Below are 21,969 nucleotides of genomic sequence, written 5' to 3'. Positions count from 1 at the left end.
GGTAAGATTTAGCTGACAAGAACAGTGGGTTGTTACTGTACGGCAGGCAAGACCATATTCAAACGCATCTCTTCCGCAAACGCGGAGGAGGGTTTTGAATATGGTTTTTTTATTGCTTTGACCGGGGCGAGAGGAACGTGCGAATGAAGGTATTGAAATCCATCAACAATAACGTTGTGTCCTGCCTGGACGAAAATGGCCAGGAAGTGATCGCCATGGGCCGCGGGCTGGGGTTTTCTCTTCGCAGCGGCGATGAGCTGGATGAAGCCAAGGCGGAAAAGCTGTTCCGCATGCAGACGCCGGACGAAGCCCGCCGCCTGACCGATTTGTTTTCCACCCTGCCGCCCCAGCAGATCGAGCTGTGCAGCCGCATTGTGGACCGGGCCACCGAGGATCTGGGCCGCAGGCTCTGCCCCAGCGTCTATCTGACCCTCACCGACCACATCTGTTTTGCCATCGAGCGCCTGCGCCAGGGCACCGTGTTCCAGAACACGCTGCTGGCTGAGGTTCGAACCTTCTACCCGCGGGAGTATGCGCTGGGCAAATACGGCCTGGAGCTGCTCTGGCAGGAGCTGGGCATCCGTTTTCCGGATGACGAGGCCGCCAACATTGCGCTGCATCTGGTGAATGCGGAGTATGAGAACTCCATTCAGGATACCCTGCGCATCACCCAGACCCTGCACGATGTGCTCACCAGTCTGGCGGGCTGGCCCCGGCTGAACCTGGACCAGGAAAGCGGCTTTTACGACGAGTTCACCGTGCATCTGAAATTTCTGGTATTCCGGGCGTTTTCCGGCCAGGAGCAGACCCAGAGGGACCCGCAGTTTGTGGAGGCGGTGCGCCGGTGCTACCCGGAGGAATTCCACTGTGCCCAGCAGATCGTGGAAGGTCTGGGCCGGCGCAGCGGCACCAAGCTGCCCGCCGAGGAAGCGGCCTATCTGGCCGCCAGCCTGCACCGCACCTGCAGGAAAGTTTGAGCGCTGCGGCGCGTAACAATAATTAAGCTACCCCGAAGAAATTCGATTCTGTATAACATTTAGAAGGAAGGAACCATTATCATGGGCATTTTCGACAAACTGTTTGGCAAGAAATCCAGCGACATCACCCTGGGCGCGCCGGTGGCCGGCGAGGCCGTTCCCCTGAACCAGGTGAGCGACCCCACCTTCGGTGAGGAGATCCTGGGCAAGGGCGTTGCGGTGAAGCCCACCGGCAACCGTGTAGTCGCTCCCTGCGACGCCACTGTAGACCTGATGTTCGACACCGGCCACGCAGTGAGCCTGAAGGCAGACTGCGGCGCTGAGGTGCTGATCCACGTGGGTCTGGAGACCGTCTCCCTGAAGGGCGAGCATTTCACCACCCATGCCAAGACCGGCGACCACGTAACCGCAGGCCAGCTGCTGATCGAGTTCGACCGGGAGGCTGTGGCCGCTGCCGGTTTCGACACCATCACCCCGATGGTAATCTGCAACACCGCAGACTACAAGGAAGTGAATGCCCACACCGGCGCTGCCGTGAGCGAGGGCGACCCCATTCTGACCCTGGTCAAGGAATAATAAGAGAGGAGTACAAACGCAATGCGTGAGGGTACCGGTAGACCCGTATTTTCCGGCGTGGCCATCGGCCGTGCCTATGTGTACCGCCATCAGCAGGCGGAGCTGCCCGGCTCCTGCGGCGACGCCGCCACCGAGCAGAAGAAATTCGACGAGGCCCGCGAGACGGCCCGTGCTCAGCTGACCGAGCTGTTTGAAAAGACCAAGCGGGAGATCGGCGAGGAGCAGGCCATGATCCTGGACGTTCAGATGATGATGCTGGACGACCTGGATTATCTGGAGGGCGTGCAGGACATGATCGCCGGCGGCGCAAGCGCTGCCCAGGCGGCTCACGAGACCGGCGATGCCTTCAGCGCAGCCTTTGCCGCCATGGACGACGCCTACATGCAGGCCCGCTCGGTGGACGTGAAGGACATGGCCACCCGCCTGGTGAACATCCTGTGCGGCGGCAAGACCGGCTTCTCCATGGAGGAGCCCGGCATCCTGGTGGCCGAGGACCTGACCCCCAGCGAGACCGTGCAGCTGCCCAAGGATAAGATCCTGGCCTTTGTGACCCGCCAGGGCTCTTCCAACAGCCACACCGCCATTCTGGCCCGCATCATGAACATTCCCTCTCTGGTGCAGGCTCAGATCACTCTGGACGACGAGCTGGACGGCAAGATGATGATTGTGGACGGCTTCGAGGGCCGTTACTACATCGAGCCGGACGAGGCAACCCAGGCTGCCATGGAGAAAAAGCGGGATGAGGCCCAGGCCTACCGCCAGCAGCTGGAGGCCTATCGTGGCAAGCCCACCGTTTCCAAGAGCGGCCGCAAGCTGAAGCTGTTTGCCAACATCGGCAACCCGGACGACGTGAAGTACGTGCTGGAGGGCGACGCCGAGGGCGTGGGCCTGCTGCGCAGCGAGTTCCTCTATCTGGGCCGCGACAATTTCCCCACAGAGGAAGAGCTGTTTGAGGCCTACCGCAAGGTGGTGGAAAGCCTGCAGGGCCGCCCGGTGGTCATCCGCACTCTGGACATCGGCGCCGACAAGCAGGTGGACTACTTCGGCCTGGAGCACGAGGAAAACCCCGCCCTGGGCTACCGGGGCATCCGCATCTGCCTCACCCGGGAGGACATCTTCCGGCCGCAGCTGCGGGCCATCTACCGGGCCAGCGCCTTCGGCCCCGTGTGCATCATGTTCCCCATGATCATCTCGGTGGACGAGGTTCGCCGCATCAAGGCCTTCTGCGAGACCATCAAGGCCGAGCTGGCCGCCGAGGGCATCGCCTTCGGTGAGGTGGAGCTGGGCATTATGATCGAGACTCCCGCCGCCGCGGTGCTCAGCCGTGAGCTGGCCAAGGAGGTCCAGTTCTTCAGCGTGGGCACCAACGACCTGACCCAGTACACCCTGGCCATCGACCGGCAGAACGCCAAGCTGGATGAGTTCTACGATCCCCATCATCCTGCGGTGCTGACACTGCTGCGCATGATCGCCGAGAACGCTCATGCCGAGGGCATCTGGTGCGGTATCTGCGGCGAGCTGGGCGCGGATCTCTCCCTGACGGAAACCTTCCTGGAAATGGGCTACGACGAGCTGTCGGTATCGCCCGGCCGGGTTTTGGAATTGAGAAAGAAAGTTTGCGAAAGCGAGGTATAATCTGATGAAAGAAATCAAACATGTGATCGCCGATCCCCTGGGCCTGCATGCCCGTCCCGCCGGCCTGCTGGTGAAAGAGGCCGCCAAGAATGCCTGCAACGTGACCGTTGCGGTGAACGGCGCCTCCGTGGATGCCAAGCGCATCATGGGTGTGATGAAGCTGGCTGCCAAGCAGGGCATGGAGCTGACCCTGACCTTCGACGGCGCCGATGAGGAGGCTGCGGCTGCCTCCATGGCCGAGTTCCTGAAGGCCAACCTGTAAGTTTGGGCAAAGAGGGGCGGCTGTGGGCCGGCCGTCCCTGTGCTGATAATTCGGTGCCCCGGCGTTGCGGCCGGGCACCGGGATCTGTGTTAGGAGGATATTACTTATGATGCGATTTTTGCAACGCTTGGGCAAGTCTTTGATGCTGCCCGTTGCCTGCCTGCCGATCGGCGGTATCCTGATGGGTATTGGTTACTGGATCGATCCCTCCGGATGGGGCGCCAACAGCCTGCTGGCTCTGCTGCTCATTAAGGCTGGCGGCATCCTGATCGACAACATGGCCATTCTGTTCGCTCTGGGCGTAGCCATCGGCATGTCCAAGGATCAGGAAGGTACTTCCGCACTGGCTGCCATCATCTCCTGGCTGACCGTGCAGACCATGCTCGGCACCGGTGTGGTGCAGCTGATCCTGGGCGCTGACGCCACCGTTCCCGCGGCGTTCAGCAAGATCAACAACCAGTTCATCGGTATCCTGTGCGGCCTGATTGCTGCCGGATGCTACAACAAGTTCTACAAGACCAACATGCCCGACTTCCTGGGCTTCTTCGCGGGCCGTCGTTTCGTGCCCATCATGACCGTGCTCACCACTCTGGTGGTCTGCATCCCCCTGTACTTCGTATGGCCTGTTGTGTACGGCTTCCTGGTATGGGTTGGCGAGAGCGTTCTGGGCATGGGCGCTGTGGGCGCCGGCATCTACGGTTTCCTGAACCGTCTGCTGATCCCCATCGGCATGCACCACGCTCTGAACAGCGTGTTCTGGTTTGACGTTGCCGGCATCAACGATATCGGCAAGTTCTGGGGCACCATGGAAGGCGGCGTTCTGGGTCAGACCGGTATGTACCAGGCTGGCTTCTTCCCCGTCATGATGTTCGGTCTGCCCGGTGCTGCCCTGGCCATGTATCACACCGCCAAGGACAAGAAGAAGAAGGTTACCGCCGGCATCCTGCTGTCCGTTGCCCTGTGCTCCTTCCTGACTGGTGTTACCGAGCCCATGGAGTTCTCCTTCATGTTCCTGGCTCCCGCTCTGTACGTTGTTCACGCTCTGCTGACCGGTCTGTCTGTTGGCATCGTGGCCGCCCTGCCCATCCGTGCGGGCTTCAACTTCAGCGCCGGTTTTGTTGACTGGTTCCTGAGCTTCAAGGCTCCCTTCGCCATGAACTCCTGGCTGCTGATCCCCATCGGCCTGGTATTCTTCGTTCTGTACTACGTGATCTTCCGCGTGCTGATCACCAAGCTGGATCTGAAGACCCCCGGCCGTGAGGACGACGACACTGCCGCCGAGATGAACATCGAGCTGGGCAGCAGCAACTACGCTGCTATGGCCGCTGCCATCCTGGAAGGCGTTGGCGGCGCTGAGAACGTGACCAGCGTTGACAACTGCATCACCCGCCTGCGTCTGGAGGTCAAGGACCGCCTGCTGGTGGATGAGAAGAAGATCAAGGCTTCCGGCGCTGCGGGCGTGGTTCGCCCGGGCAAGACCAGCGTTCAGGTCATCATCGGACCCAAGGTCCAGTTCGTGGCTGACGAGTTCAAGAAACTGGTCAAGTAAGCATCAATTTTTTGAACTCGGGGCGTTTGAGCCGCGGCTGCCTGGGCCCACAAGGCAGGCCGCATCCGCCCGTCCCAACTTCATACAAGCGGTCAAGGCCGCATCCCTGCCAGGCAGCGGATGCGGCCTTGGCCGTTTTTTTGCCCAGGGCTTGACAGAACCGGCGAAGTTTATTATATTAGTATTTGCTTAAATACTTAAATAACGAGCGCGACCCGGTCAACCCTGGCCCGGTGTGCGCGGCAAGGGGGAACATATGCCGTCAAAACGTTATGCCCGGGTGGACCGGGATCACTGTGTGGCCTGTGGCTGCTGTGTGAAGGTGTGCCCGATGGAGGCCATCGCCGTGTGGCACGGAGTGGAGGCTCGGGTGGATGAAGCCCGCTGCGTGGGCTGTGGCCGCTGTGCCAAGGAATGCCCGGCAGGGGCCATTGAACTGAAGGAAAGGGGGATGCAGCCGTGAAGAAGCAGCAAAAGCACTGGTACGACTACCTGTGGATTGTCACGCCCATCTATCTGGCGCTGGGCTTTTTCAACATTCTGTTTGCCTGGCTGGGCATGATCTTCTTCTGCCTGCCGCTGTTCATCGCCATCTTTGGCGGCAGCAAGCTTTACTGCAACCGCTACTGCGACCGGGGGCAGTTCCTCTCGCTGCTGGGCGGCAAGCTGAAGCTCAGCGCCAACCGCCCCACCCCGAACTGGATGCGCTCCAAGTGGTTCCGGTATGGGTTCCTCATTTTCTTCTTCGCCATGTTCTTCCAGATGCTCTGGGTCACTTACCTGGTGGGCTCCGGGGCGCAGAATCTGAGCGAGACGGTCAAGCTGTTCTGGACCTTCCGCCTGCCCTGGGACTGGGCCTACAACGGGGAGGCGGCGCCCTGGGTGGCCCAGTTCGCCTTCGGGTTCTACAGCCTGATGCTCACCTCCAACCTGATCGGCTGGATCGTGATGGCGCTCTTCAAGCCCCGCAGCTGGTGTGTGTTCTGCCCCATGGGTACCATGACCCAGCTGATCTGTAAGCTGCGCGCCCCCCGGGAGGACAAAGTGCAGTCTGCCTGCTCTGCCAACGGGTGCGCGGGCTGTGCCGGGTGCGGCAAAAAGGAGGCGTGAGCCATGCGGGAACAGGCACGGCAGATTGCAGAACTGATGGGTCAGCTGGCCAATGAGAACCGGCTGCTGATCCTGTGCGCCCTGCTGGAAAAGCCCATGACGGTGGGCGAACTGGCCGGGGCGGTGCCGGGCATCAGCGGGCCGGCGCTTTCACAGCATCTGCAAAAGCTGCGGGCAGGCCAGCTGGTCCAGGCCGAAAAACAGGGCCAGTTCGTGCGCTATTCCATCAAGGATGAGCGGCTGTATGCGCTGATGGCGCTGCTGAAAAAGGAGTATTGCAGCGAAACCGGTCTATAAATACATTATTAATAACATTAAAGCGGCGGGAAGCGGAAAACTGCTTCCCGCCGCTTTTTTAGTCAAACGGAACCACCGGACGGGTCCGGTGGAGCTGGCAAGCTGTGCCTTCGGTCAGTCCAGCAAGATTACGCCCATCCAGGTGATCACGGCAGTGAGCGCCATTGTGAACGGGGGTAAGCTGATGCAGCCCTACGTGGTGGAACAGGTGGTGAGCCCCCAGGGGGATGTGATTCAGCAGACCGAGCCCACCGTGAAGCGGCAGGTCATCAGCGAGGAGGCCAGCGCCACCATGCGCCAGCTGATGCAAAGCGTGGTGCTGGAGGGCGGCGGCAGGAACGCCTATGTGGCGGGCTACGCAGTGGGCGGCAAATCCGGCACCAGTCAGAAGCTGGACTCGGAGGATGAAAAAGCCCGGGTGGCCAGCTTCATCGGGGTGGCCCCCATCGAGGACCCACGCATCGCGGTGCTCATTGTGTTGGACGAACCTCACACCTACACCACCAGCGGCGGTACGCTGGCGGGCCCGGTGGTGGCCCGGGTGATCGCGGACACCCTGGAATATTACGACACCCCCCGCCATTATACCCAGGCGGAGAAGGAGCGGATGGAGGCGGTTATACCGAATACCACCGGCAAGAATGCGGAGCACGCGGTAGCCCAGCTGCAGGAAAGCGGCTTTGCGGCCAAGGTGCTGGGCAGTGGGGATTCGGTGGTGGAGCAATACCCGGCCGCTGGGCAGACCATGCCCCGGGGCAGCACGGTGCTGTTGTACACCGAGGAGGGCATGGAATTGCTGGCTACCCAGGTGCCCGCCATCGACGGCCAGAGCCTGACCCAGGTGCAGGCCAGCCTGCAGGGCGCGGGCTTGAACCTGGTGGCTGTGGGGGCGGTGCAGAGCGAAGAGGCGGTGGCGGTGAGCCAGAGTCTGCAGGCCGGAGAGAGCGCGGTCATGGGCACGGCGGTCACGGTGGAGTTCCGGGACCCCACCACCCCGCCGGACGGCGACGACGTGCAGCCGGAATAGCAGGCGGCGCGCCGGTCCATACTGCCACAAAACGAGCCGAAAAAAGGAGGAATGCTCCATGGAGCAGATCCGGCAACACCGGGGCGGGCAGCAGGCCGCTCCCGGGCCGACCAAACGTTTTTTTCGGGAGCTGCTGGGTTACCGGCTCCCGCCCATGGACCTGCCCTTTCTGGTGCTGGTCCTCACCCTGGTGGCCTTCGGGCTGGTGATGCTGTACAGTGCCAGCTATGCAGTGGCTCTCTACCGCCGGAATGATGCCTTCGCCTACATCCGGCCGCAGCTGCTGTTCGCGGCGGTGGGACTGATCGCGCTGTATCTGGCCAGCCGGGTGGACTACCACATCTACCACAAGCTGGCCTGGCCCATGCTGGGCCTTTCGCTGGTGCTGCTGGTGGTGGTGCTCTTCATGCCGGAATACAACGGCTGCAAGCGGTGGATTGTGCTGCCCGGCCTGGGGACTTTGCAGCCCAGTGAAATTGCAAAATTTTCCGTGATCCTCACCTTCAGCCACATCATCTCGCTGAACCACCAGCGGATGAAGCGGTTCTCGGTGGGCGTGCTGCCCTTCGCCGCCATTCTGGGAGTGCTGGCGGTGCTCATGCTGCTGGAGCCCCACCTTTCCGGCACGCTGCTGCTGTTCGGCATCGGGGCGGTGCTCATGTTCGTGGGCGGCACCGGCATGCGCTGGTTTGCCCTGGCAGGCGGGCTGGGGGCGGCGGCCATTGCCAGTGCGGTGATCCTTCTGCCGGATCTGGTACCCTACGCGGCGGACCGGCTGTCCAGCTGGATTGATCCCTTTTCCGACCCATTGGGCGACGGTCACCAGACCATCCAGAGCCTGTATGCCATCGGCAGCGGGGGAGCCACCGGTCTGGGACTGGGCAACAGCCGCCAGAAGTACCTGTATGTGCCCGAACCCCAGAATGATTTTATCTTCTCCATCCTCTGCGAGGAGCTGGGCTTTATCGGGGCCTGCCTGGTCATCCTGTTGTTCGTGCTGCTGCTGTTGCGGGGGGCGGTGATTGCCCTGCGCGCGCCCGATAAATTCGGTGCCCTGCTCACGGTGGGCTTTGTGGTCCAGGTGGTGATGCAGGCGGTGCTGAATATGGCGGTGGTCACCAATACCATCCCCAACACCGGCATCAGCCTGCCCTTTTTCTCCTCCGGCGGCACCAGTCTGATGATGCTGCTGGGCGAGATGGGCATTGTGCTCTCGGTGAGCAGGCAGGGACTGCAGGAAAAATATTAGTTTGTTGTTTTTCATTCCGTCAAAAAGTTTCTCCGCTTTTTTCACATCAAAACCCCCGGTCACATACAGTGGGCTAAACGATTGAAAATCCAGCAAAAAGGGGCGATTGATGTGGGGGAGTATCTGAAGATTACGGGCGGGCGGCCGCTGTTCGGGCAGGCTGTGGTGCCCGCCGCAAAAAACAGCGTTCTGCCGCTGATTGCAGCCAGCATGCTGTGCCGGGGCGAAACGATGCTGCGGCAGGCGCCGGCACTGGCGGATGTGGAGCAAAGCCTTGCCATTTACACCGCCCTGGGCGGGCAGGTGCAGCGTCAGGGCCAGGCGGTTCGCCTGCGGGCGGACGGCGCGCAGGGCAGGGGCATTCTGCCGGACGGCCCGGCCCGGTCCATGCGCAGCTCGGTGTTTTATCTGGCCCCGGCTCTGCACCGCTTCGGCCGGGTGCAGATGCCCATGCCTGGCGGCTGCAAACTGGGGCCACGGCCTATTGACATCCATCTGGAGGGCCTGAGCCGGATGGGCGCCCAGACCCAGTGGGAGGACGGCCAGCTGGTGCTCACCGCGCCCCGGGGCCTGCATGGGGTGGACTACGCCCTGCGGCTGCCCAGCGTGGGAGCCACCGAGACGCTGCTCATGGCGGCGGTGCTGGCTAAGGGGGAAACGGTGCTGCGGGGCGCGGCCCGGGAACCGGAGATCGTGGACCTGGCGGAGTATCTGTGTGCCTGCGGGGCCTCGGTACAGGGGGCGGGCAGCCCGGTAATTCGGGTGCAGGGTAAGCCGGAGCTGCAGGGCACCGCATACACCCCCATCCCGGACCGGATCTATGCCGCCACTCTGGCGGCGGCTGTGGCCAGCGCGGGCGGTCAGGTGCGCATCCAGGGCTGCCCGGCGGAATTTCTGGAGCCGGTGCTGGCGGTGCTGGAGCTGGCGGGCTGCGGGGTGCAGCGGCTGGACCGGGCCTTCCTGGTGGAGCGCAGCCGGACCCTGAAAGGGGTGGGCCGGGTGTACACCGGGGTGTATCCGGCCTTCTGCACCGATGCTGCTCCTGTGGTGGCCGCGGCTCTGCTGTGCGCCGCGGGCCGCAGCGCCGTGGAGGATACGGTGTTTGAAAACCGCTTTGCCTGCGCCGCGGGCTTTGCGGCCATGGGGGCACAGGCCTGCCGGGCGGGCCGGGCCGTGGAGATCACCGGGGTGCGGCGGCTCACCGGCGCAAAGGTGCAGGGAAGTGACCTGCGGGGCACCGCCGCCCTTGTGGTGGCGGCGCTGGCGGCGAGCGGAGAGAGCCAGGTGTTCGGCCTGGAACATCTGCGCCGGGGGTATCTGGGCCTGCCCGCCACCCTGCAAAGTCTGGGGGCGAAGGTGCAGCTGGCGCTACAGGAGGACGAGGAGTGACAACATCTCCCCGAATCTGCGGAAAAAACTGTGAAATGGCCGCATTCTTGCACTTGAATTTGTTCGCATTATCTGGTACTCTATTAATAGCTGTATTGATAATTATAGTGGCCCATGTATGCCCGGCGTTCTCTGCGCTGGGGCACGGCCTGATCAAATAGACGGAATAATACTTTAGGGGGAAGTTTCAATGGCATTCGTTCTCGATGAAGAGATGCAGAATATCACAAACATCAAGGTAATCGGCGTGGGTGGTGGCGGCGGCAACGCCGTGAACCGCATGGTGGAGGCCGGTCTTCAGGGCGTGGAGTTCATCGCCATGAACACCGACCAGCAGGCCCTGCTCAAGAGCCACGCTACCCAGAAGGTGCAGCTGGGCGCAAAGCTGACCAAGGGCCGCGGCGCGGGCGCTGATCCCGAGATCGGCCAGCGTGCCGCCGAGGAAAGCAAGGATGAGATCGCCAGCGCGCTGAAGGGCGCTCAGATGGCCTTCATCACCGCCGGTATGGGCGGCGGCACCGGCACCGGCGCTGCTCCCGTGGTGGCTGAGGTTGCCCACGAGCTGGGCATCCTGACCGTTGGCATCGTGACCAAGCCCTTCGCCTTTGAGGGCCGCCGCAAGATGAGCCTGGCCGAACAGGGCATCACCGCGCTGCTCATGCATGTGGACAGCCTGATCGTGATCCCCAACGAGCGCCTGAAGCTGATCAGCCAGGAGAAGATCACCCTGATGAACGCCTTCGAGGCGGCCGACAACGTGCTGCGTCAGGGCGTGGAGAGCATCTCCAGCCTGATCAACATTCCCGCCTTCATCAACCTGGACTTTGCCGACGTGCGCAGCATCATGAAGGATGCCGGCTACGCCCACATGGGCGTGGGCAGCGCCAAGGGTGCGGGCAAGGCGGAGAACGCGGCCAAGGCGGCCATTTCCAGCCCGCTGCTGGAGACCAGCATCTCCGGCGCCCGGGGCGTTATCATCAACATCACCTCTTCTCCGGACATCGGCCTGGAGGAGGTGGAGCAGGCTTCCAGCCTGATCACCCAGTCCGCTCATCCGGATGCAAACATCATCTGGGGTACCGCGTTCGACGAGAGCATGTCCGACGAGATGCGCGTGACCGTGGTGGCCACCGGCTTCGAGAACGTGGGCAGCAACGTGCCGGTGCCCGAGCGTCCGGCAGCCTCCAGCTCCACCGGTATGCCTTCCGCGGTGTTCAGCAGTGATTCCAGCGCTTCCAGTGTGAGCAGCTCCACTGCTTCCGGCAGCACCGGTGCTAGCACCAGCAGCACGGAGGATGACGATGACCGGGATTATTTCGATCAGATCATGGGCCTTTTGAACAAGCGCAAATAAACATCGAAGTTTCGGGCCCCGCGGCATTTTTGTGCCGCGGGGCCAGTGTTTCTTGCGGAAATAACAGCGAGGAGGGGCTGCCCTATGGCAGAGCAGCAAAAGCCGGGCGAATTCAAAACAGCAGTGGTGGGAGGCTTCAAAAAAGCCGATGTACTGGCCTATATTGAGCAGCTTACCGCCCAGAACCAGGCGGAAAAACAGGCGCAGCAGCAGGCGGCGGACAAACTGCGCCAGGAAGTGGAGCAGCTGAAAAAGGACAAGCAACTCCTGGTGGACAAGACCCGGGAGGTGTGCGACAAGCTGGCCGCCCAGGAAAAGCTTACCGCACAGGAGACCGAGCGGGCCAGCAGTCTGGCAAGCCAACTGCTCAGCGCTCGGGAAAACGCCGATACGTATCAGAAGCGCCTCTGCGCCAAGGAGCAGGAGGCGGTGGTGCTGCGGGCCGACCTGCAGAACCTGCAGCAGCTGCTGGCCAGCCGCCAGCAGGAGGTGGAGCAGGCCCGCCAGGCGGTGGAAGAGGAAAAGCAGGCCTGCGCCCGTCAGCTGGATCAGCAGCAGGCATGTTTCCGGGAAAAGAGCGAGCAGCAGGCCGCCGAGCTGATGAAAAACGTGGAGGAGCGGGGCCGCAGTCTGGACCGGCGCTTCCAGGAACTGGAGGAGAAAAAGCTGGCCCAGCGCCAGCAGCTGGCCGCCGAGCGTCAACGTCAGTTGGACTACGCCCGTACCGAGCAGGCACGCCTGGCCGAGAGCAGCCGCCGAGTGGCCGACAGCATCCGGGAGCTGCGTCAGCAGCTGGCCCAGGTGGATGCCCAGATCAATCAGGCAGCCCAGCAGCTGCAGCAGGCCACCGGCAGCATCTACGACGCACTGGGTGAGACGCAGCAGAGCCTGGACCGGCTGGAAAGCCAGGCGGCCCGGTATCCCCAGTCCGCTCCGGCAGGCAAGCCCCGGCATGCGGCGGCAGCGCCCAAGGCGCACAAAAATCCCGAGCAGCCGCCCAAGCCCCCGAAGGCGCCCTCCCGCAGTCAGAATCTTCTGGACCTGCTGGACAAGCTGCTGCAAAATTAAAGGATAGAAAGAAAAAAGCATGGAGCGGAAAATCCGTTCCATGCTTTTTGTGTTTTGAGGGAAGAAGCGGCGGCCGGTCAGTGGCGGCCGGTGCCCTTTTCCATCAGATAGGTGGCGCTCAGATCCGCCATATGCAGCTTCACCGCCATCGGGTAGGCGTCGTAGGCCTGGCTGATGGCCCAGCTGCCGCCCCGGGCCGCGTCGTCAAAGCCGCCCATGTGCCAGCGGATGGCCACCGCCTCGGCGGGCTTGAGCCGCACAAAGCGCTCGATGAGAAACACGCTCTTCTCGCCGTGGCCGTAGGGGAACTGGTCCTCCACGTTGAAGGTGGGAACCTTTTCCCACTGACCGGTGGCTTCGTTCTTCACGTTGCGGGTGCCCGCCTTGTAGTAGTTGGCCTTGCACAGATCGTGGAGCAGGGTGCACAGGGTCACACTCTCCAGATTATCCACGCCTTCCTCATAAAAGCGGTCCATATAGGCCTGATAGACGTTCAGGCTGTGCATCACCAGGCCCTGCTCACAGGCCCCGTGAAACCGGGTGGAAGCAGGTGCGCGGAAGAAGTCGGTACCGGCCAGCCATTCCAGCAGCTTGTCCACGCCGTGGCGCTGCACCTGGCTGGAAAGCAGGCTGCAAAAATCCTCCTGGTAGCCCATTACAGCTCCAGCTCTTCCAGGATGCCCTTCAGGATGGCCATCTCGTCGTGGCTCAGGCTGATGCCCTTGCCCATCTTGGTGCCGTCCGGGGACCAGTCGCGGATGTCGTATTTGGGCTCGCGGTCGTTCCAGCTCACCATGTTCAGCTGGCGCTCCCAGCCGTTGGCGCTCTGGGACAGCACAGCGATGCGTTCGGTGATCTCATATTTGAATTCTGCCATGGAAAAATATCCTTCCTTCATCCATAGTTTGAAGAGGCAAAACGCCCCCCTTGGGTGTTTATCAGACCTTATTGTAATGGATGAAGGGCAAGAATGCAAGCCCTAACTGGTAAAATCAGGGCGGAGAAGCCGGGCGAAACCTCAGCCCCGGGGGAACTCTTCCTTGCTTCTCTGCTTGCTGCGCACTGTGGCGCCGCTTTCCACCCAGCCCTCGGGGCCGGGGGCAGCCTGCTGACTGGTGTAGGCCAGGTCCGGCTGCAGAGCTCCCTCGGCCCGGGCTTGCTGTGCGTTGCGGGATGGCCCGATGCTGCCGGAGAAGCCGGTTTGGCGGCGGTGCGGTTTGGGGGATGAAGCGGTTTGTTTGCGTGACATTGCGGTCACCTCCTTGCCCTTAGCCTGCCCCGGCAGACACTTTGTTATGCCATTGGCAATCCCGGTGGGCCGTGCTATAATAACACCAGGAAAAACGGCGTACCGCAAGGCATGCCGGACAAAGGGCCGGAGAGCCCTTTGCGGAGGGAGGAAGAGAAAGGATGACCCAGGTTCGATTTGAATTGAACGGCAGCCCGGTCACCGCCCGGGACGAGGGCCAGAGCCTGCTGCAGTACCTGCGGGGCACGGCCTGCCTGAACGGAGCCAAGAACGGCTGTGGTACCGGCCAGTGCGGGGCCTGCACGGTTTTGTTGGACGGGCGGCCGGTGCGCTCCTGCGTGACGCCGCTGGCCCGTGTGGAGGGCAAAGCAGTGCTCACCATCGAGGGCCTCAAGGGGCCGGACGGCGGCCTGCATCCCATCCAGAAGGCCTTTCTGGATGTGGGTGCGGTGCAGTGCGGCTTTTGTACTCCTGGCATGGTGCTGGCCACCAAGGCCCTGCTGGATCGGGTACCGGACCCCACTGAGGAGCAGATCTGCCAGGCGCTGGCGGCCAACTACTGCCGCTGCACCGGCTATGTGAAGATCATCGAGGCGGTGCGCCTGGCGGCTGCCCGGCTGCGGGGCGAGGAGCCCGGCGCGGACTGGGCCCGCACCAAGGAGCGCACCACCCTGATCGGGGCCGAGGGGGAGAAGCAGCCCGCTCCCGGCCGGGTGCTGGGGCACGCTTTGTGGGACGTGGACGGCCCGGCAAAGGCGGACGGCTCCCTGCAATACTGCAACGATATGACCCGTCCGGACATGCTGTTTGGCGCCTTTGTGTGGGCGCCTGCCCCGGCGGGACGGCTGCGGGCGCTGGAGCTAGACCAGGCCCGGACCATGCCCGGTGTGTACGATATCCTCACCGGCGAACGGGTCCCCGGCGATAATCACCTGGGCACCTTTGAGCGGGAGCAGCCGGTTTTCTGCACCGAGCGCTTTGCCTTCCTGGGCGACATGCTGGCCCTTGTGCTGGCGGACACCGAGGACCATGCCCGCGCTGCCGCAAAGGCAGTCCAGGTGGAGTGGGACCAGGTGCCGGGGGTGTACACCATCCGTCAGGGCCTGGAAGAGGGGGCCATTCTGGCCCAGAACGGCCGAGCGGTGGGCGACCTGGACCAGGCCCGGACCCGCAGCGCCGCCTCGGTGGGTGCAAACTACCGGCTGGAGCGGGTGGAGCACGGCTGCCTGGAGCCGGAGTGCGCCCTGGCCTGCTACGAGCAGGGCCTGCTCACCGTATATGCCACCACCCAGTCGCCCTTTGAAATCCGCCGGATGCTGGCGGCCATCCTGGCCCTGCCCGAGGAGCAGGTGCGGGTGGTAGGCACCCAGCTGGGCGGAGCCTTTGGCAGCAAGTGCGACGCCCACGTGGAGGCAGCTGCCGCCGTGGCTTGTGCGGTCACCGGCCGCCCGGTGAAGGTGGCGCTGGACCGGCGGGAATCCCTGCTGCTGTCCACCAAGCGTCACGCCTTCGAGACCAGCTACCGGGTGGATGTGGACAGCGAAGGCCACATCCTGGGCCTGGATGCCCAGCTGTGCAGCGACGCGGGCCCCTACGACAACCTGAGCACCGGCGTGCTGATGCAGGCCTGCATCTTTGCGGGCGGACCCTACCAGATCCCCAACCTGCGGGTGGAGGGCAAAGCGGTGCGCACCAACAATGTGCTGGGCGGCGCCTTCCGGGGCTTCGGCATCAACCAGGGTGCCATCTGCATCGAGACCATGCTGGACGAGGCGGCCCGCGAGCTGGGCATGGACCCCTTTGAGATCCGCCGCCGCAATGCGCTACAGCCTGGTGCATCCACCGTGGGCGGCGAGGTGCTGCGCCACAGCGTGGGCCTGCTGGAAACCATCGACGCCTGCGAGCGGCTTACCAAGCAGGCGCTGGAGGAATACCGGCCCCGCTATCCCCAGGGCAGCAAGGTGCTGGGCGTGGGCGTGGCCAGCGGCTTCAAGAACGTGGGCGTGGGCAAGGGCGTGCCGGACGACGGCGGCTGCATCCTGACCATCTGCGAGGACGGACGGCTGCGCATGCAGGTTTCCGGCATCGACATGGGCCAGGGCTTTCGCACTGCCATGCTGCAGCTGTGCGCCGAGGCCACCGGCTTTGACCCGGACCAGATCGACGTGTTCTGCGGCGATACCTCCGCCACCTTGCCCCACGGCCAGGCGGTGAGCGAGCGTCAAACCCTGAACTCCGGCCGGGCGGTGGTGGAAGCGGCCGCCCGCTTAAAGGAGGTCTGTGAAAAAGACCCCTGGCAGCCGGGCCAGCGGCGCAGTGCCCAGTACCGGTTTGTGGCCCCGCCCACCTACAAGCTGGAGGATGAGCGAGCCCGCCGGGAGGAGGGCGAGAACTATCGCAACTACCCGGCCTATGCCTATACCACGCAGGCAGCCCTGGTGGAGGTGGACAAGGCCACCGGCCAGGTGCGGGTGCTGAAAGTAATTGCCGCCCACGATGTGGGCCGGGCCATCAACCCCCATATCATTGAGGGCCAGATCCAGGGCAGCTGCTCCATGGGCATCGGCTATGCGCTGCAGGAGCAGTTCCCCAGCGAGAAGGGCGTGCCCCTGAAGCTGCGGTATGACCAGCTGGGTCTGCCGCGGGCGGGCGAGACCCCGGACTATGAGATCGCTCTGGTGGAAGACCCGGAGCCGCTGGGACCCTTTGGAGCCAAGGGCATCTCCGAGGTGGCCACCGTGCCAATGACCCCGGCGGTGCTCAATGCCATTTACGACGCGGTGGGCGTGCGCATTCGCACCCTGCCCGCCACACCGCAGCGTATTCTGGAAGCGCTGGCACAACAAGAGAAAACCGAGGAGGCAGTTTGCAATGAACGCTTATTTTAACGGAGTGGAAAAACCGGTGAACGAGCAGCTGGCGGCGGAATTCCTGGACCCCGCCCACACTGCTGTCATCACCATTGATATGCACGACGGCCACCTTTCCCAGGACCCGGACTGCCCTTGTCCGTCCCCCCGCGGGCGGCAGATTATCCAGCCGCTGAATGATTTTCTGGCCCGCTGCCGGGCGCTGGGCCTGCCGGTGATCCATGTGCGCAGCACCCTCCGGGCGGACGGCGCGGATGAGCGGCTGTATCCCTCGGCCTGGCGGATGGTCTTTCCCATCACGGTGGGCGAGATCCCGAACATCGCCCAGCACGCGCTGGAGGGCACCCGCTGGAACAAAATGAGCATCGAGACCGAGCCCACCGATTATCGGGTGAACGGCAAAAAGCGGCTTTCCGCCTTTTACGCCACCGATCTGGAGCTGCTGCTGCGGAACCTGGGCATCCGGCGGATTGTACTCACCGGCTGCATGACCGATTGCTGTGTGCTCAACACCGCCTTTGACGGTGCCAACCGGGACTTCCGGGTGGTGGTGCCCGGTGATCTGACCCGTGGCACCGAGGAGCTGGAGCAGCCCGCGCTGCAGATGATTTCGCTTCATCTGGGCCTGGTGGTGGATTCCAAAGCTCTTCTGCAGCACTGGGAAAGTGAGGCGGCCCATGGCTGAGCAGCCCGGCCGCAAGCTTACACCCCGGGAACAGGCCCGCCGTGAGGCGTTTCAGGCTCTGCGCGAACGGATGAGGGCGCAGGGCTACCAGGAGGTGGACCTGATGGTGGATGTGGTGCAGGCCAACGGGATGGCCGTGGTGGTCATGCTGCCCTTTCTGGTTGCGGCGGCAGTGCTCTTTTTCGCCGTGAACCCGGTAAAGGAACTGCACATTCCTCTTTCCGGAATGGTACTCTGGCTGCTGGCATTTTTGATGCTGATGGTGCTGCACGAAGCCATTCATGGCCTGACCTGGGGGCTGATGGCACCCCATGGGTTCAAAGCCATCGCCTTCGGGGTGATCTGGCAGATGCTTACCCCCTACTGCACCTGCACTGACGGGCTGAAGCGCTGGCAGTATCTGCTGGGCGGCCTGATGCCCACCCTGATTCTGGGCTTCGGCCTGGCAGGGCTTGCCACTGTGCAGGGCAGTCTGTGGCTGTTTTCGCTGGCAGAGGTGATGATTTTAGGAGGCGGCGGAGATTTTTTGATCATGTTCAAGATGCTGCGCCATCCCCAAAAATCCGGTGCGGTGTACTATGACCACCCTTACGAATGCGGGTTGGTGGTTTTTGAACCGGCAAATGGCGATGCGCCTGCCGCCTGAGGAAAGGGAGGAATAAGCAGCATGGATGTGGAGCGCTACTGGCGCGCCGCGCTGGCGCAAAATGCACAAGAGATGCGGCCCTTCTTCCGAAAGGATGCGGTGGTCCGCTGGCCCAACACCAACGAGCAGTTCACGGTGGAGGAGTTTCTCCGGGCCAACTGTGAATATCCCGGCAGCTGGGACGGCCAGATCGAACGGCTTGAACAGACCGGCAGCTTGCTCATCACAGCGGTGCATGTGTATTCCCGGGACAAAACGGTCTCCTGCCATGTGACCTCCTTTTTTCAAATTGAGGAGGACCGGATCGTCGTGCTAGAGGAATACTGGGGCGACGACGGTCCGCCGCCCCGCTGGCGGCAGGAAATGGGCATCGGAAGGCCCATCCGGTAAAGCGGCGCAACGTAAGAAAAGAAAAAGCTCCCCGGCCATGGTCGGGGGTCATAAGAAAGCAAAATTAGTTTTCGCAGGAACGGCATGGCTTCGGTCATGCCGTTTCCTGTTTTATCAGCTCGTCCACGGGAATAAAGCCCACAAGGTCATAGGAGATACGGATGTTCTGTCGCCGTTTGCCGCTGCTCTTGTCCGGCGCTTCGATGTAGATCGCCTTTACAAGCTCCCGCAGAGCGTAAGGGGTCAATTCCTGTAAATCCGTGTACTTGTGTACCCGCTGGATGAACTGATCCAAGTTTTCAATCTGTCGTTCCTGTACTTCAATGTCCTGCTGTAAGGTCTGGATTACCACCTTGAGCTGTGCCTGCTCGTCCTCATAAGACTGGCTCATCATGGAAAACCGCTCATCCGTAATCTTCCCGGCTACATTGTCCTCATAGATGCGGATGAACAGCCGGTCAAGCTCGCCCATACGCCGCTGCGCCTGTTCCAGACGCTTGATGCTGGCGCAGATTTTTTCCTCGCTGGACAGCCGAAGCCGGTGTTCCATTGCGGCCCGGAAATGCTTCTCATACCGGGTCACATAGAAGATGACCGTTTTCATGTGCATCCAGACCAAATCTTCCAGCACAACCGCCCGGATGAAGTGCGCCGAACAGCTTCCCGTGTTGCTGCGGTAGTTGGCGCAGACAAAGTGATCCTGCCGCTTCTCAAAGTAGTTGGTGGTGCAGTACCGCATCTTTGCGCCGCAGTCGGCACAGTAGACCATGCCGGAAAACAGGCTGCTCTTGCCGGTTTTCGTCCGGCGGTGGCGCTGCTGGCGGATTTCCTGAACCTTATCAAAGATTTCCTGCTCGATGATCGCCGGATGGGTGTTGTAGAATACCGCCTGTTTTTCAAGGGGCGTGTCCCGCTGCTTCTTATCCCAGATGGAGTTGGTGTAGGTCTTGAAGTTGACCGTACAGCCGGTATATTCCCGGCGCTCTAAAATGTGGACAACGGTGTTGGTGTTCCAGTGATAGGGATCGGAAGTCTCCGGGCTGGGGGTCTTGATGCCCACCCTGCGCTTGTAGGCGGTGGGGTTGAGAACCTTTTCCTCCTGCAAGAGCTTGGCGATCTGCATCGGCCCGCGCCCTTCCATGCAAAGGTGGAAAATACGCTTGACCACCTGAGCTGCCGCCTCATCCACAATCCACTTTGTCTTGTCGTTCGGGTCTTTGAGATACCCAAACGGGACATTGGTGGTCAGCGGTACGCCGCGCTCGCCTTTTGCTTTCTGTACCGCCCGGATTTTGCGGCTGGTATCCTTCGCAAAAAACTCGTTGAACCAGTTCTTTATACCTGCCACATCGTTGTCGGTGCTGTTGGGGTCGATGGTGTCAAAGTGGTCGTTGATGGCAATATACCGTACTCCATACTTCGGAAACGTGAAGTTGATATACAGCCCGGTCAGCGATGAATTTCTACCCAGTCTGGATAGGTCTTTGGTGCAGCAGACGGCCACATTCCCAGCCTCAATTTCGGACAGCATGGCCTGAAAGCCGGGGCGGTCGTAGTTGGTGCCGCTGTACCCATCGTCCACAAAGAAAGTCGGGTTGGGGAAACGATGCTCTTTTGCGTACTGGAGCAGGATCATTTTTTGATTCTGGATGGAATTCGATACATCCCCCTTGCCGCCGTTCTTGTCATCCTTCATATCTTCCACGGATAGACGGCAATAGAGAGCCGTAATTTTTTCAGTTGCCCGCTGCATTTCTGCGTCCTCCTTCAATGGGGCAACTGCCAGTACAGGATTGGCTGTTTCTATTGTACCAAGATTTCGGGTGTTTGTCATTCGCTATCCTCCGTCTTTTCTGTAAACTTTTCGGCCATGATGCGCTCCATCTTCCGGTTCAGTGGCTCCGTGCCGTCATAGCTGCCAGTGACGGTGTAAACCGTGCCGCCGATCTCCTTCTGCAAGGTGAATTCCGGCAACCAAAATGCCGAGAGATTTTTGACACGGATATGCCCGCATTCATCGATCCAGAAATTGCGCTTCGGTGGGTCGGTGGGGCCGGGATTGGAAAAATGATATTCTTCGGGTGTGTCCAGGCCGTCTATGATTTCGGGTGGGATTTTCAATTTGCTGTCCATAACTGCCTCCTGAAAATGTGTAAGGTTTAGTGTTCGATTTCGTGTTTTTTCTGCTGTGTAATGGCGTTCTGGCGCTCCTGCTCATGCTGCACCTGATAGATGCTGTAATGGATGGCCCAGAGCTTTTTTGTGTCGGCGTACAGCGGCGTAATCTTTTGCTGCAACGCCTGATATTCGGTTTCCAGCTTGGATTTCTCCTTCCGCCACGCATAGACGGGGAGTTTCCCGTCTACCCACTGATTTTTCAGCTTGCGATCGGCCATGTAAAATGTCCGCAGCACATTCTCATGTTCGGCCTTGTATTTCTGGCGGAAGGTATCAAAACGGATGGTTTTCAGCTTGTCGGCAACGGGTTTGCCCTGCTGGTAATAGTCCGCCATGCGGAGCAGCTCGTCCAGCTTCTTGATACGGGTCTGTTTCCCGGATGCGGATTCTTTCAGAGAGTTAATCTGTTCCTGCATAGCGTTCAGCAGCGCGTCCAAATCCTCGGTGGTGCGGAGCTGCTTGGATTCCAGATAGCTGACGGTTTCCGAAAACTTTTTCAGATTTCCGAGCTTGGCTTTGCCGCTGTATGCACCCTTATTGCGGGTGTCATAGTAGGCGGACAGCAGTTCCACCAGCGTAGGCGGCTGGGGCACGGAAAGCTCGGCTTTGACATCTTTCAGCCAGCCGATCAGGGATGCGATTTTTTGCTTTGCCTCCCGCAGCATGGCGTTAGTTTTCCTAATCCAGCGGTTGAGGTCGCCTTTGTCGGTACGGATACCCTTTTGCTCCATCGCCTTGACGGTAGGGCCTTCGTGGACGGTGGGTAACTGCTCCACACCCTGACGCTCATAGCTGCGATGGTCGATGCGGCAATCCAAACCTTTCTCCGCGAATTTGGCGTTGCACAGCTCCGCCCATGCCTGCCGCCAATGTTCCAAGGTGTCGGGGCTGCCCCAGTCGGTGGTGGGCACAGCGTTGAACACATAATCTCCAGCCTCGTCCCGGATGCGCTCGCCGTGTTCGTCCAGCACATATTCCCGGCGCTGCTTGCTGCCCCACCGGCCGTCCGGCAAGATGGGCCGGATGGGGCACAGCACATGGAAGTGCGGGTTCTGGATGCCGCCGTCATCTCTGTCTGGCTGGTGTACGGCGAAATCCACCACCATGCCCCGGCTCACAAACTGATCCAATAAAAACTGCCTTGCAAGGGCAATGTTCTCCTGCGTGGAGAATTCATTCTGCAAGGCAATGTCAAAACTGTATGCAAGCTGGGCTTTCTTCCCGTGCTCGGCCTTCTCTACGGCGTTCCAGAGGGTTTCCCGGTCTGCATATTCTTGCGGGGCGTGGGGCGGCAGCAGGATTTCAGAACAGACCACGCCGCCCTTGCGGGTGTAGTCGCTGTCCTCGCCGTAATATTCACTGTGCAGCTTCTCGCCGGAACGGTAGGCGGCGGACGCCACAACTGACTGCCCGGCGCTGCGTTTGATCTGTGTCACGTGAAAATGATATAGCGCGATC

General features: G+C 61.5%; 23 protein-coding genes. 17 read left to right on the top strand and 6 right to left on the bottom strand.

Annotated elements, in window-relative coordinates:
• Positions 1–143 precede the first annotated feature (143 nt).
• The 13 genes from PH256_RS02420 to PH256_RS02360 all read left to right on the top strand — a co-directional run bounded on the left by PH256_RS02420 (position 144) and on the right by PH256_RS02360 (position 12,493).
• Positions 144–977, top strand: a complete 834-nt coding sequence (locus tag PH256_RS02420; protein WP_087183295.1) for a PRD domain-containing protein — start codon at positions 144–146, stop codon at positions 975–977.
• 81 nt (positions 978–1,058) lie between these two features.
• Entirely contained in the window at positions 1,059–1,553 is a 495-nt protein-coding gene (locus tag PH256_RS02415; RefSeq protein WP_270912839.1) for a PTS sugar transporter subunit IIA, read from the top strand.
• A gap of 21 nt (positions 1,554–1,574) precedes the next feature.
• Positions 1,575–3,188 (top strand): phosphoenolpyruvate--protein phosphotransferase, encoded by a 1,614-nt coding sequence (ptsP, locus tag PH256_RS02410; RefSeq protein ID WP_270912838.1) that lies wholly within the window; start codon positions 1,575–1,577, stop codon positions 3,186–3,188.
• 4 nt (positions 3,189–3,192) lie between these two features.
• The gene (locus PH256_RS02405) at positions 3,193–3,450 is read left to right on the top strand and encodes an HPr family phosphocarrier protein (protein ID WP_270912837.1); all 258 of its coding nucleotides are present in this window, start codon (positions 3,193–3,195) and stop codon (positions 3,448–3,450) included.
• A 106-nt stretch (positions 3,451–3,556) separates the two neighbouring features.
• The gene (nagE, locus tag PH256_RS02400) at positions 3,557–4,999 is read left to right on the top strand and encodes an N-acetylglucosamine-specific PTS transporter subunit IIBC (protein WP_087183298.1); all 1,443 of its coding nucleotides are present in this window, start codon (positions 3,557–3,559) and stop codon (positions 4,997–4,999) included.
• Positions 5,000–5,255: 256 nt separating this feature from the next.
• Positions 5,256–5,462 carry a 4Fe-4S binding protein gene (locus PH256_RS02395; RefSeq protein WP_270912836.1) on the top strand — a complete coding sequence of 69 codons (207 nt, stop codon included), beginning with the start codon at positions 5,256–5,258 and terminating at the stop codon, positions 5,460–5,462.
• On the top strand, positions 5,459–6,109 hold the full coding sequence (locus PH256_RS02390; protein WP_270912835.1) for a 4Fe-4S binding protein: 651 nt from the start codon (positions 5,459–5,461) through the stop codon (positions 6,107–6,109). Before PH256_RS02395 ends, PH256_RS02390 begins: the two co-directional genes overlap by 4 nt.
• Positions 6,110–6,112: 3 nt before the next feature.
• Positions 6,113–6,406, top strand: coding sequence for an ArsR/SmtB family transcription factor (locus tag PH256_RS02385; RefSeq protein ID WP_087183300.1), 294 nt, complete (start codon positions 6,113–6,115; stop codon positions 6,404–6,406).
• An 88-nt stretch (positions 6,407–6,494) separates the two neighbouring features.
• A complete protein-coding gene (locus PH256_RS02380) occupies positions 6,495–7,433 on the top strand; it encodes a penicillin-binding transpeptidase domain-containing protein (protein WP_270912833.1) in 939 nt (312 codons plus the stop codon).
• Positions 7,434–7,587: 154 nt separating this feature from the next.
• Entirely contained in the window at positions 7,588–8,682 is a 1,095-nt protein-coding gene (locus tag PH256_RS02375) for an FtsW/RodA/SpoVE family cell cycle protein (protein ID WP_270912915.1), read from the top strand.
• 111 nt (positions 8,683–8,793) lie between these two features.
• Positions 8,794–10,071: a UDP-N-acetylglucosamine 1-carboxyvinyltransferase gene (locus PH256_RS02370; protein WP_270912832.1), complete on the top strand. Its 1,278-nt coding sequence runs from the start codon at positions 8,794–8,796 to the stop codon at positions 10,069–10,071.
• 190 nt (positions 10,072–10,261) lie between these two features.
• Positions 10,262–11,425: a cell division protein FtsZ gene (gene ftsZ, locus PH256_RS02365; RefSeq protein WP_087183303.1), complete on the top strand. Its 1,164-nt coding sequence runs from the start codon at positions 10,262–10,264 to the stop codon at positions 11,423–11,425.
• A gap of 84 nt (positions 11,426–11,509) precedes the next feature.
• The gene (locus tag PH256_RS02360; RefSeq protein WP_270912831.1) at positions 11,510–12,493 is read left to right on the top strand and encodes a hypothetical protein; all 984 of its coding nucleotides are present in this window, start codon (positions 11,510–11,512) and stop codon (positions 12,491–12,493) included.
• 77 nt (positions 12,494–12,570) lie between these two features.
• Here the strand turns inward: PH256_RS02360 and PH256_RS02355 are convergent, their stop codons facing one another.
• The 3 genes from PH256_RS02355 to PH256_RS02345 all read right to left on the bottom strand — a co-directional run bounded on the left by PH256_RS02355 (position 12,571) and on the right by PH256_RS02345 (position 13,742).
• The gene (locus PH256_RS02355) at positions 12,571–13,149 is read right to left on the bottom strand and encodes a hydrolase (protein WP_270912829.1); all 579 of its coding nucleotides are present in this window, start codon (positions 13,147–13,149) and stop codon (positions 12,571–12,573) included.
• On the bottom strand, positions 13,149–13,370 hold the full coding sequence (locus PH256_RS02350; protein WP_058967105.1) for a YdbC family protein: 222 nt from the start codon (positions 13,368–13,370) through the stop codon (positions 13,149–13,151). The genes PH256_RS02355 and PH256_RS02350 overlap by 1 nt, the downstream gene beginning before the upstream one ends.
• Before the next feature lie 141 nt (positions 13,371–13,511).
• Complete coding sequence (locus PH256_RS02345; protein ID WP_270912828.1) at positions 13,512–13,742, bottom strand: hypothetical protein; 231 nt, start codon at positions 13,740–13,742, stop codon at positions 13,512–13,514.
• 161 nt (positions 13,743–13,903) lie between these two features.
• On the opposite strand from PH256_RS02345, the gene PH256_RS02340 reads away from it, so the two are divergent.
• Genes PH256_RS02340 through PH256_RS02325 form a run of 4 tightly spaced genes read left to right on the top strand, consistent with a single transcriptional unit; the run spans position 13,904 to position 18,333 of the window.
• Positions 13,904–16,630 carry a molybdopterin-dependent oxidoreductase gene (locus PH256_RS02340; RefSeq protein ID WP_270912827.1) on the top strand — a complete coding sequence of 909 codons (2,727 nt, stop codon included), beginning with the start codon at positions 13,904–13,906 and terminating at the stop codon, positions 16,628–16,630.
• Positions 16,614–17,297, top strand: a complete 684-nt coding sequence (locus PH256_RS02335; protein WP_270912826.1) for a cysteine hydrolase family protein — start codon at positions 16,614–16,616, stop codon at positions 17,295–17,297. Before PH256_RS02340 ends, PH256_RS02335 begins: the two co-directional genes overlap by 17 nt.
• Positions 17,290–17,943 (top strand): DUF3267 domain-containing protein, encoded by a 654-nt coding sequence (locus PH256_RS02330; protein WP_270912825.1) that lies wholly within the window; start codon positions 17,290–17,292, stop codon positions 17,941–17,943. Before PH256_RS02335 ends, PH256_RS02330 begins: the two co-directional genes overlap by 8 nt.
• A gap of 21 nt (positions 17,944–17,964) precedes the next feature.
• Positions 17,965–18,333 carry a nuclear transport factor 2 family protein gene (locus tag PH256_RS02325; RefSeq protein ID WP_270912824.1) on the top strand — a complete coding sequence of 123 codons (369 nt, stop codon included), beginning with the start codon at positions 17,965–17,967 and terminating at the stop codon, positions 18,331–18,333.
• Between the two features lie 94 nt (positions 18,334–18,427).
• On the opposite strand, the gene PH256_RS02320 is transcribed toward PH256_RS02325, so the two are convergent.
• From PH256_RS02320 to mobQ, 3 genes are all read right to left on the bottom strand, one after another.
• Positions 18,428–20,086, bottom strand: coding sequence for a recombinase family protein (locus PH256_RS02320; protein ID WP_270912823.1), 1,659 nt, complete (start codon positions 20,084–20,086; stop codon positions 18,428–18,430).
• Positions 20,087–20,163: 77 nt separating this feature from the next.
• Positions 20,164–20,466 carry a hypothetical protein gene (locus PH256_RS02315; protein WP_270912822.1) on the bottom strand — a complete coding sequence of 101 codons (303 nt, stop codon included), beginning with the start codon at positions 20,464–20,466 and terminating at the stop codon, positions 20,164–20,166.
• A 26-nt stretch (positions 20,467–20,492) separates the two neighbouring features.
• Positions 20,493–21,968 (bottom strand): MobQ family relaxase, encoded by a 1,476-nt coding sequence (mobQ, locus tag PH256_RS02310; protein WP_270912914.1) that lies wholly within the window; start codon positions 21,966–21,968, stop codon positions 20,493–20,495.
• Position 21,969: the final 1 nt, after the last annotated feature.

This window comes from Allofournierella sp. CML151 (assembly GCF_027853465.1).
Lineage (GTDB): Bacteria > Bacillota > Clostridia > Oscillospirales > Ruminococcaceae > Allofournierella.
The sequence above is the reverse complement of the archived record's forward strand: the minus strand, read 5'-3'. Positions and strand labels throughout refer to the sequence as shown.

What these genes read in the sequence shown, in the direction of transcription:
- PH256_RS02420 (WP_087183295.1), top strand. Translation starts at nt 144, where the DNA reads ATGAAGGTATTGAAATCCATCAACAATAACGTTGTGTCCTGCCTGGAC.
- PH256_RS02415 (WP_270912839.1), top strand. Translation starts at nt 1,059, where the DNA reads ATGGGCATTTTCGACAAACTGTTTGGCAAGAAATCCAGCGACATCACC.
- ptsP (WP_270912838.1), top strand. Translation starts at nt 1,575, where the DNA reads ATGCGTGAGGGTACCGGTAGACCCGTATTTTCCGGCGTGGCCATCGGC.
- PH256_RS02405 (WP_270912837.1), top strand. Translation starts at nt 3,193, where the DNA reads ATGAAAGAAATCAAACATGTGATCGCCGATCCCCTGGGCCTGCATGCC.
- nagE (WP_087183298.1), top strand. Translation starts at nt 3,557, where the DNA reads ATGATGCGATTTTTGCAACGCTTGGGCAAGTCTTTGATGCTGCCCGTT.
- PH256_RS02395 (WP_270912836.1), top strand. Translation starts at nt 5,256, where the DNA reads ATGCCGTCAAAACGTTATGCCCGGGTGGACCGGGATCACTGTGTGGCC.
- PH256_RS02385 (WP_087183300.1), top strand. Translation starts at nt 6,113, where the DNA reads ATGCGGGAACAGGCACGGCAGATTGCAGAACTGATGGGTCAGCTGGCC.
- PH256_RS02375 (WP_270912915.1), top strand. Translation starts at nt 7,588, where the DNA reads ATGGACCTGCCCTTTCTGGTGCTGGTCCTCACCCTGGTGGCCTTCGGG.
- ftsZ (WP_087183303.1), top strand. Translation starts at nt 10,262, where the DNA reads ATGGCATTCGTTCTCGATGAAGAGATGCAGAATATCACAAACATCAAG.
- PH256_RS02360 (WP_270912831.1), top strand. Translation starts at nt 11,510, where the DNA reads ATGGCAGAGCAGCAAAAGCCGGGCGAATTCAAAACAGCAGTGGTGGGA.
- PH256_RS02355 (WP_270912829.1), bottom strand. Translation starts at nt 13,149, where the DNA reads ATGGGCTACCAGGAGGATTTTTGCAGCCTGCTTTCCAGCCAGGTGCAG.
- PH256_RS02350 (WP_058967105.1), bottom strand. Translation starts at nt 13,370, where the DNA reads ATGGCAGAATTCAAATATGAGATCACCGAACGCATCGCTGTGCTGTCC.
- PH256_RS02345 (WP_270912828.1), bottom strand. Translation starts at nt 13,742, where the DNA reads ATGTCACGCAAACAAACCGCTTCATCCCCCAAACCGCACCGCCGCCAA.
- PH256_RS02340 (WP_270912827.1), top strand. Translation starts at nt 13,904, where the DNA reads ATGACCCAGGTTCGATTTGAATTGAACGGCAGCCCGGTCACCGCCCGG.
- PH256_RS02335 (WP_270912826.1), top strand. Translation starts at nt 16,614, where the DNA reads ATGAACGCTTATTTTAACGGAGTGGAAAAACCGGTGAACGAGCAGCTG.
- PH256_RS02330 (WP_270912825.1), top strand. Translation starts at nt 17,290, where the DNA reads ATGGCTGAGCAGCCCGGCCGCAAGCTTACACCCCGGGAACAGGCCCGC.
- PH256_RS02325 (WP_270912824.1), top strand. Translation starts at nt 17,965, where the DNA reads ATGGATGTGGAGCGCTACTGGCGCGCCGCGCTGGCGCAAAATGCACAA.
- PH256_RS02320 (WP_270912823.1), bottom strand. Translation starts at nt 20,086, where the DNA reads ATGCAGCGGGCAACTGAAAAAATTACGGCTCTCTATTGCCGTCTATCC.
- PH256_RS02315 (WP_270912822.1), bottom strand. Translation starts at nt 20,466, where the DNA reads ATGGACAGCAAATTGAAAATCCCACCCGAAATCATAGACGGCCTGGAC.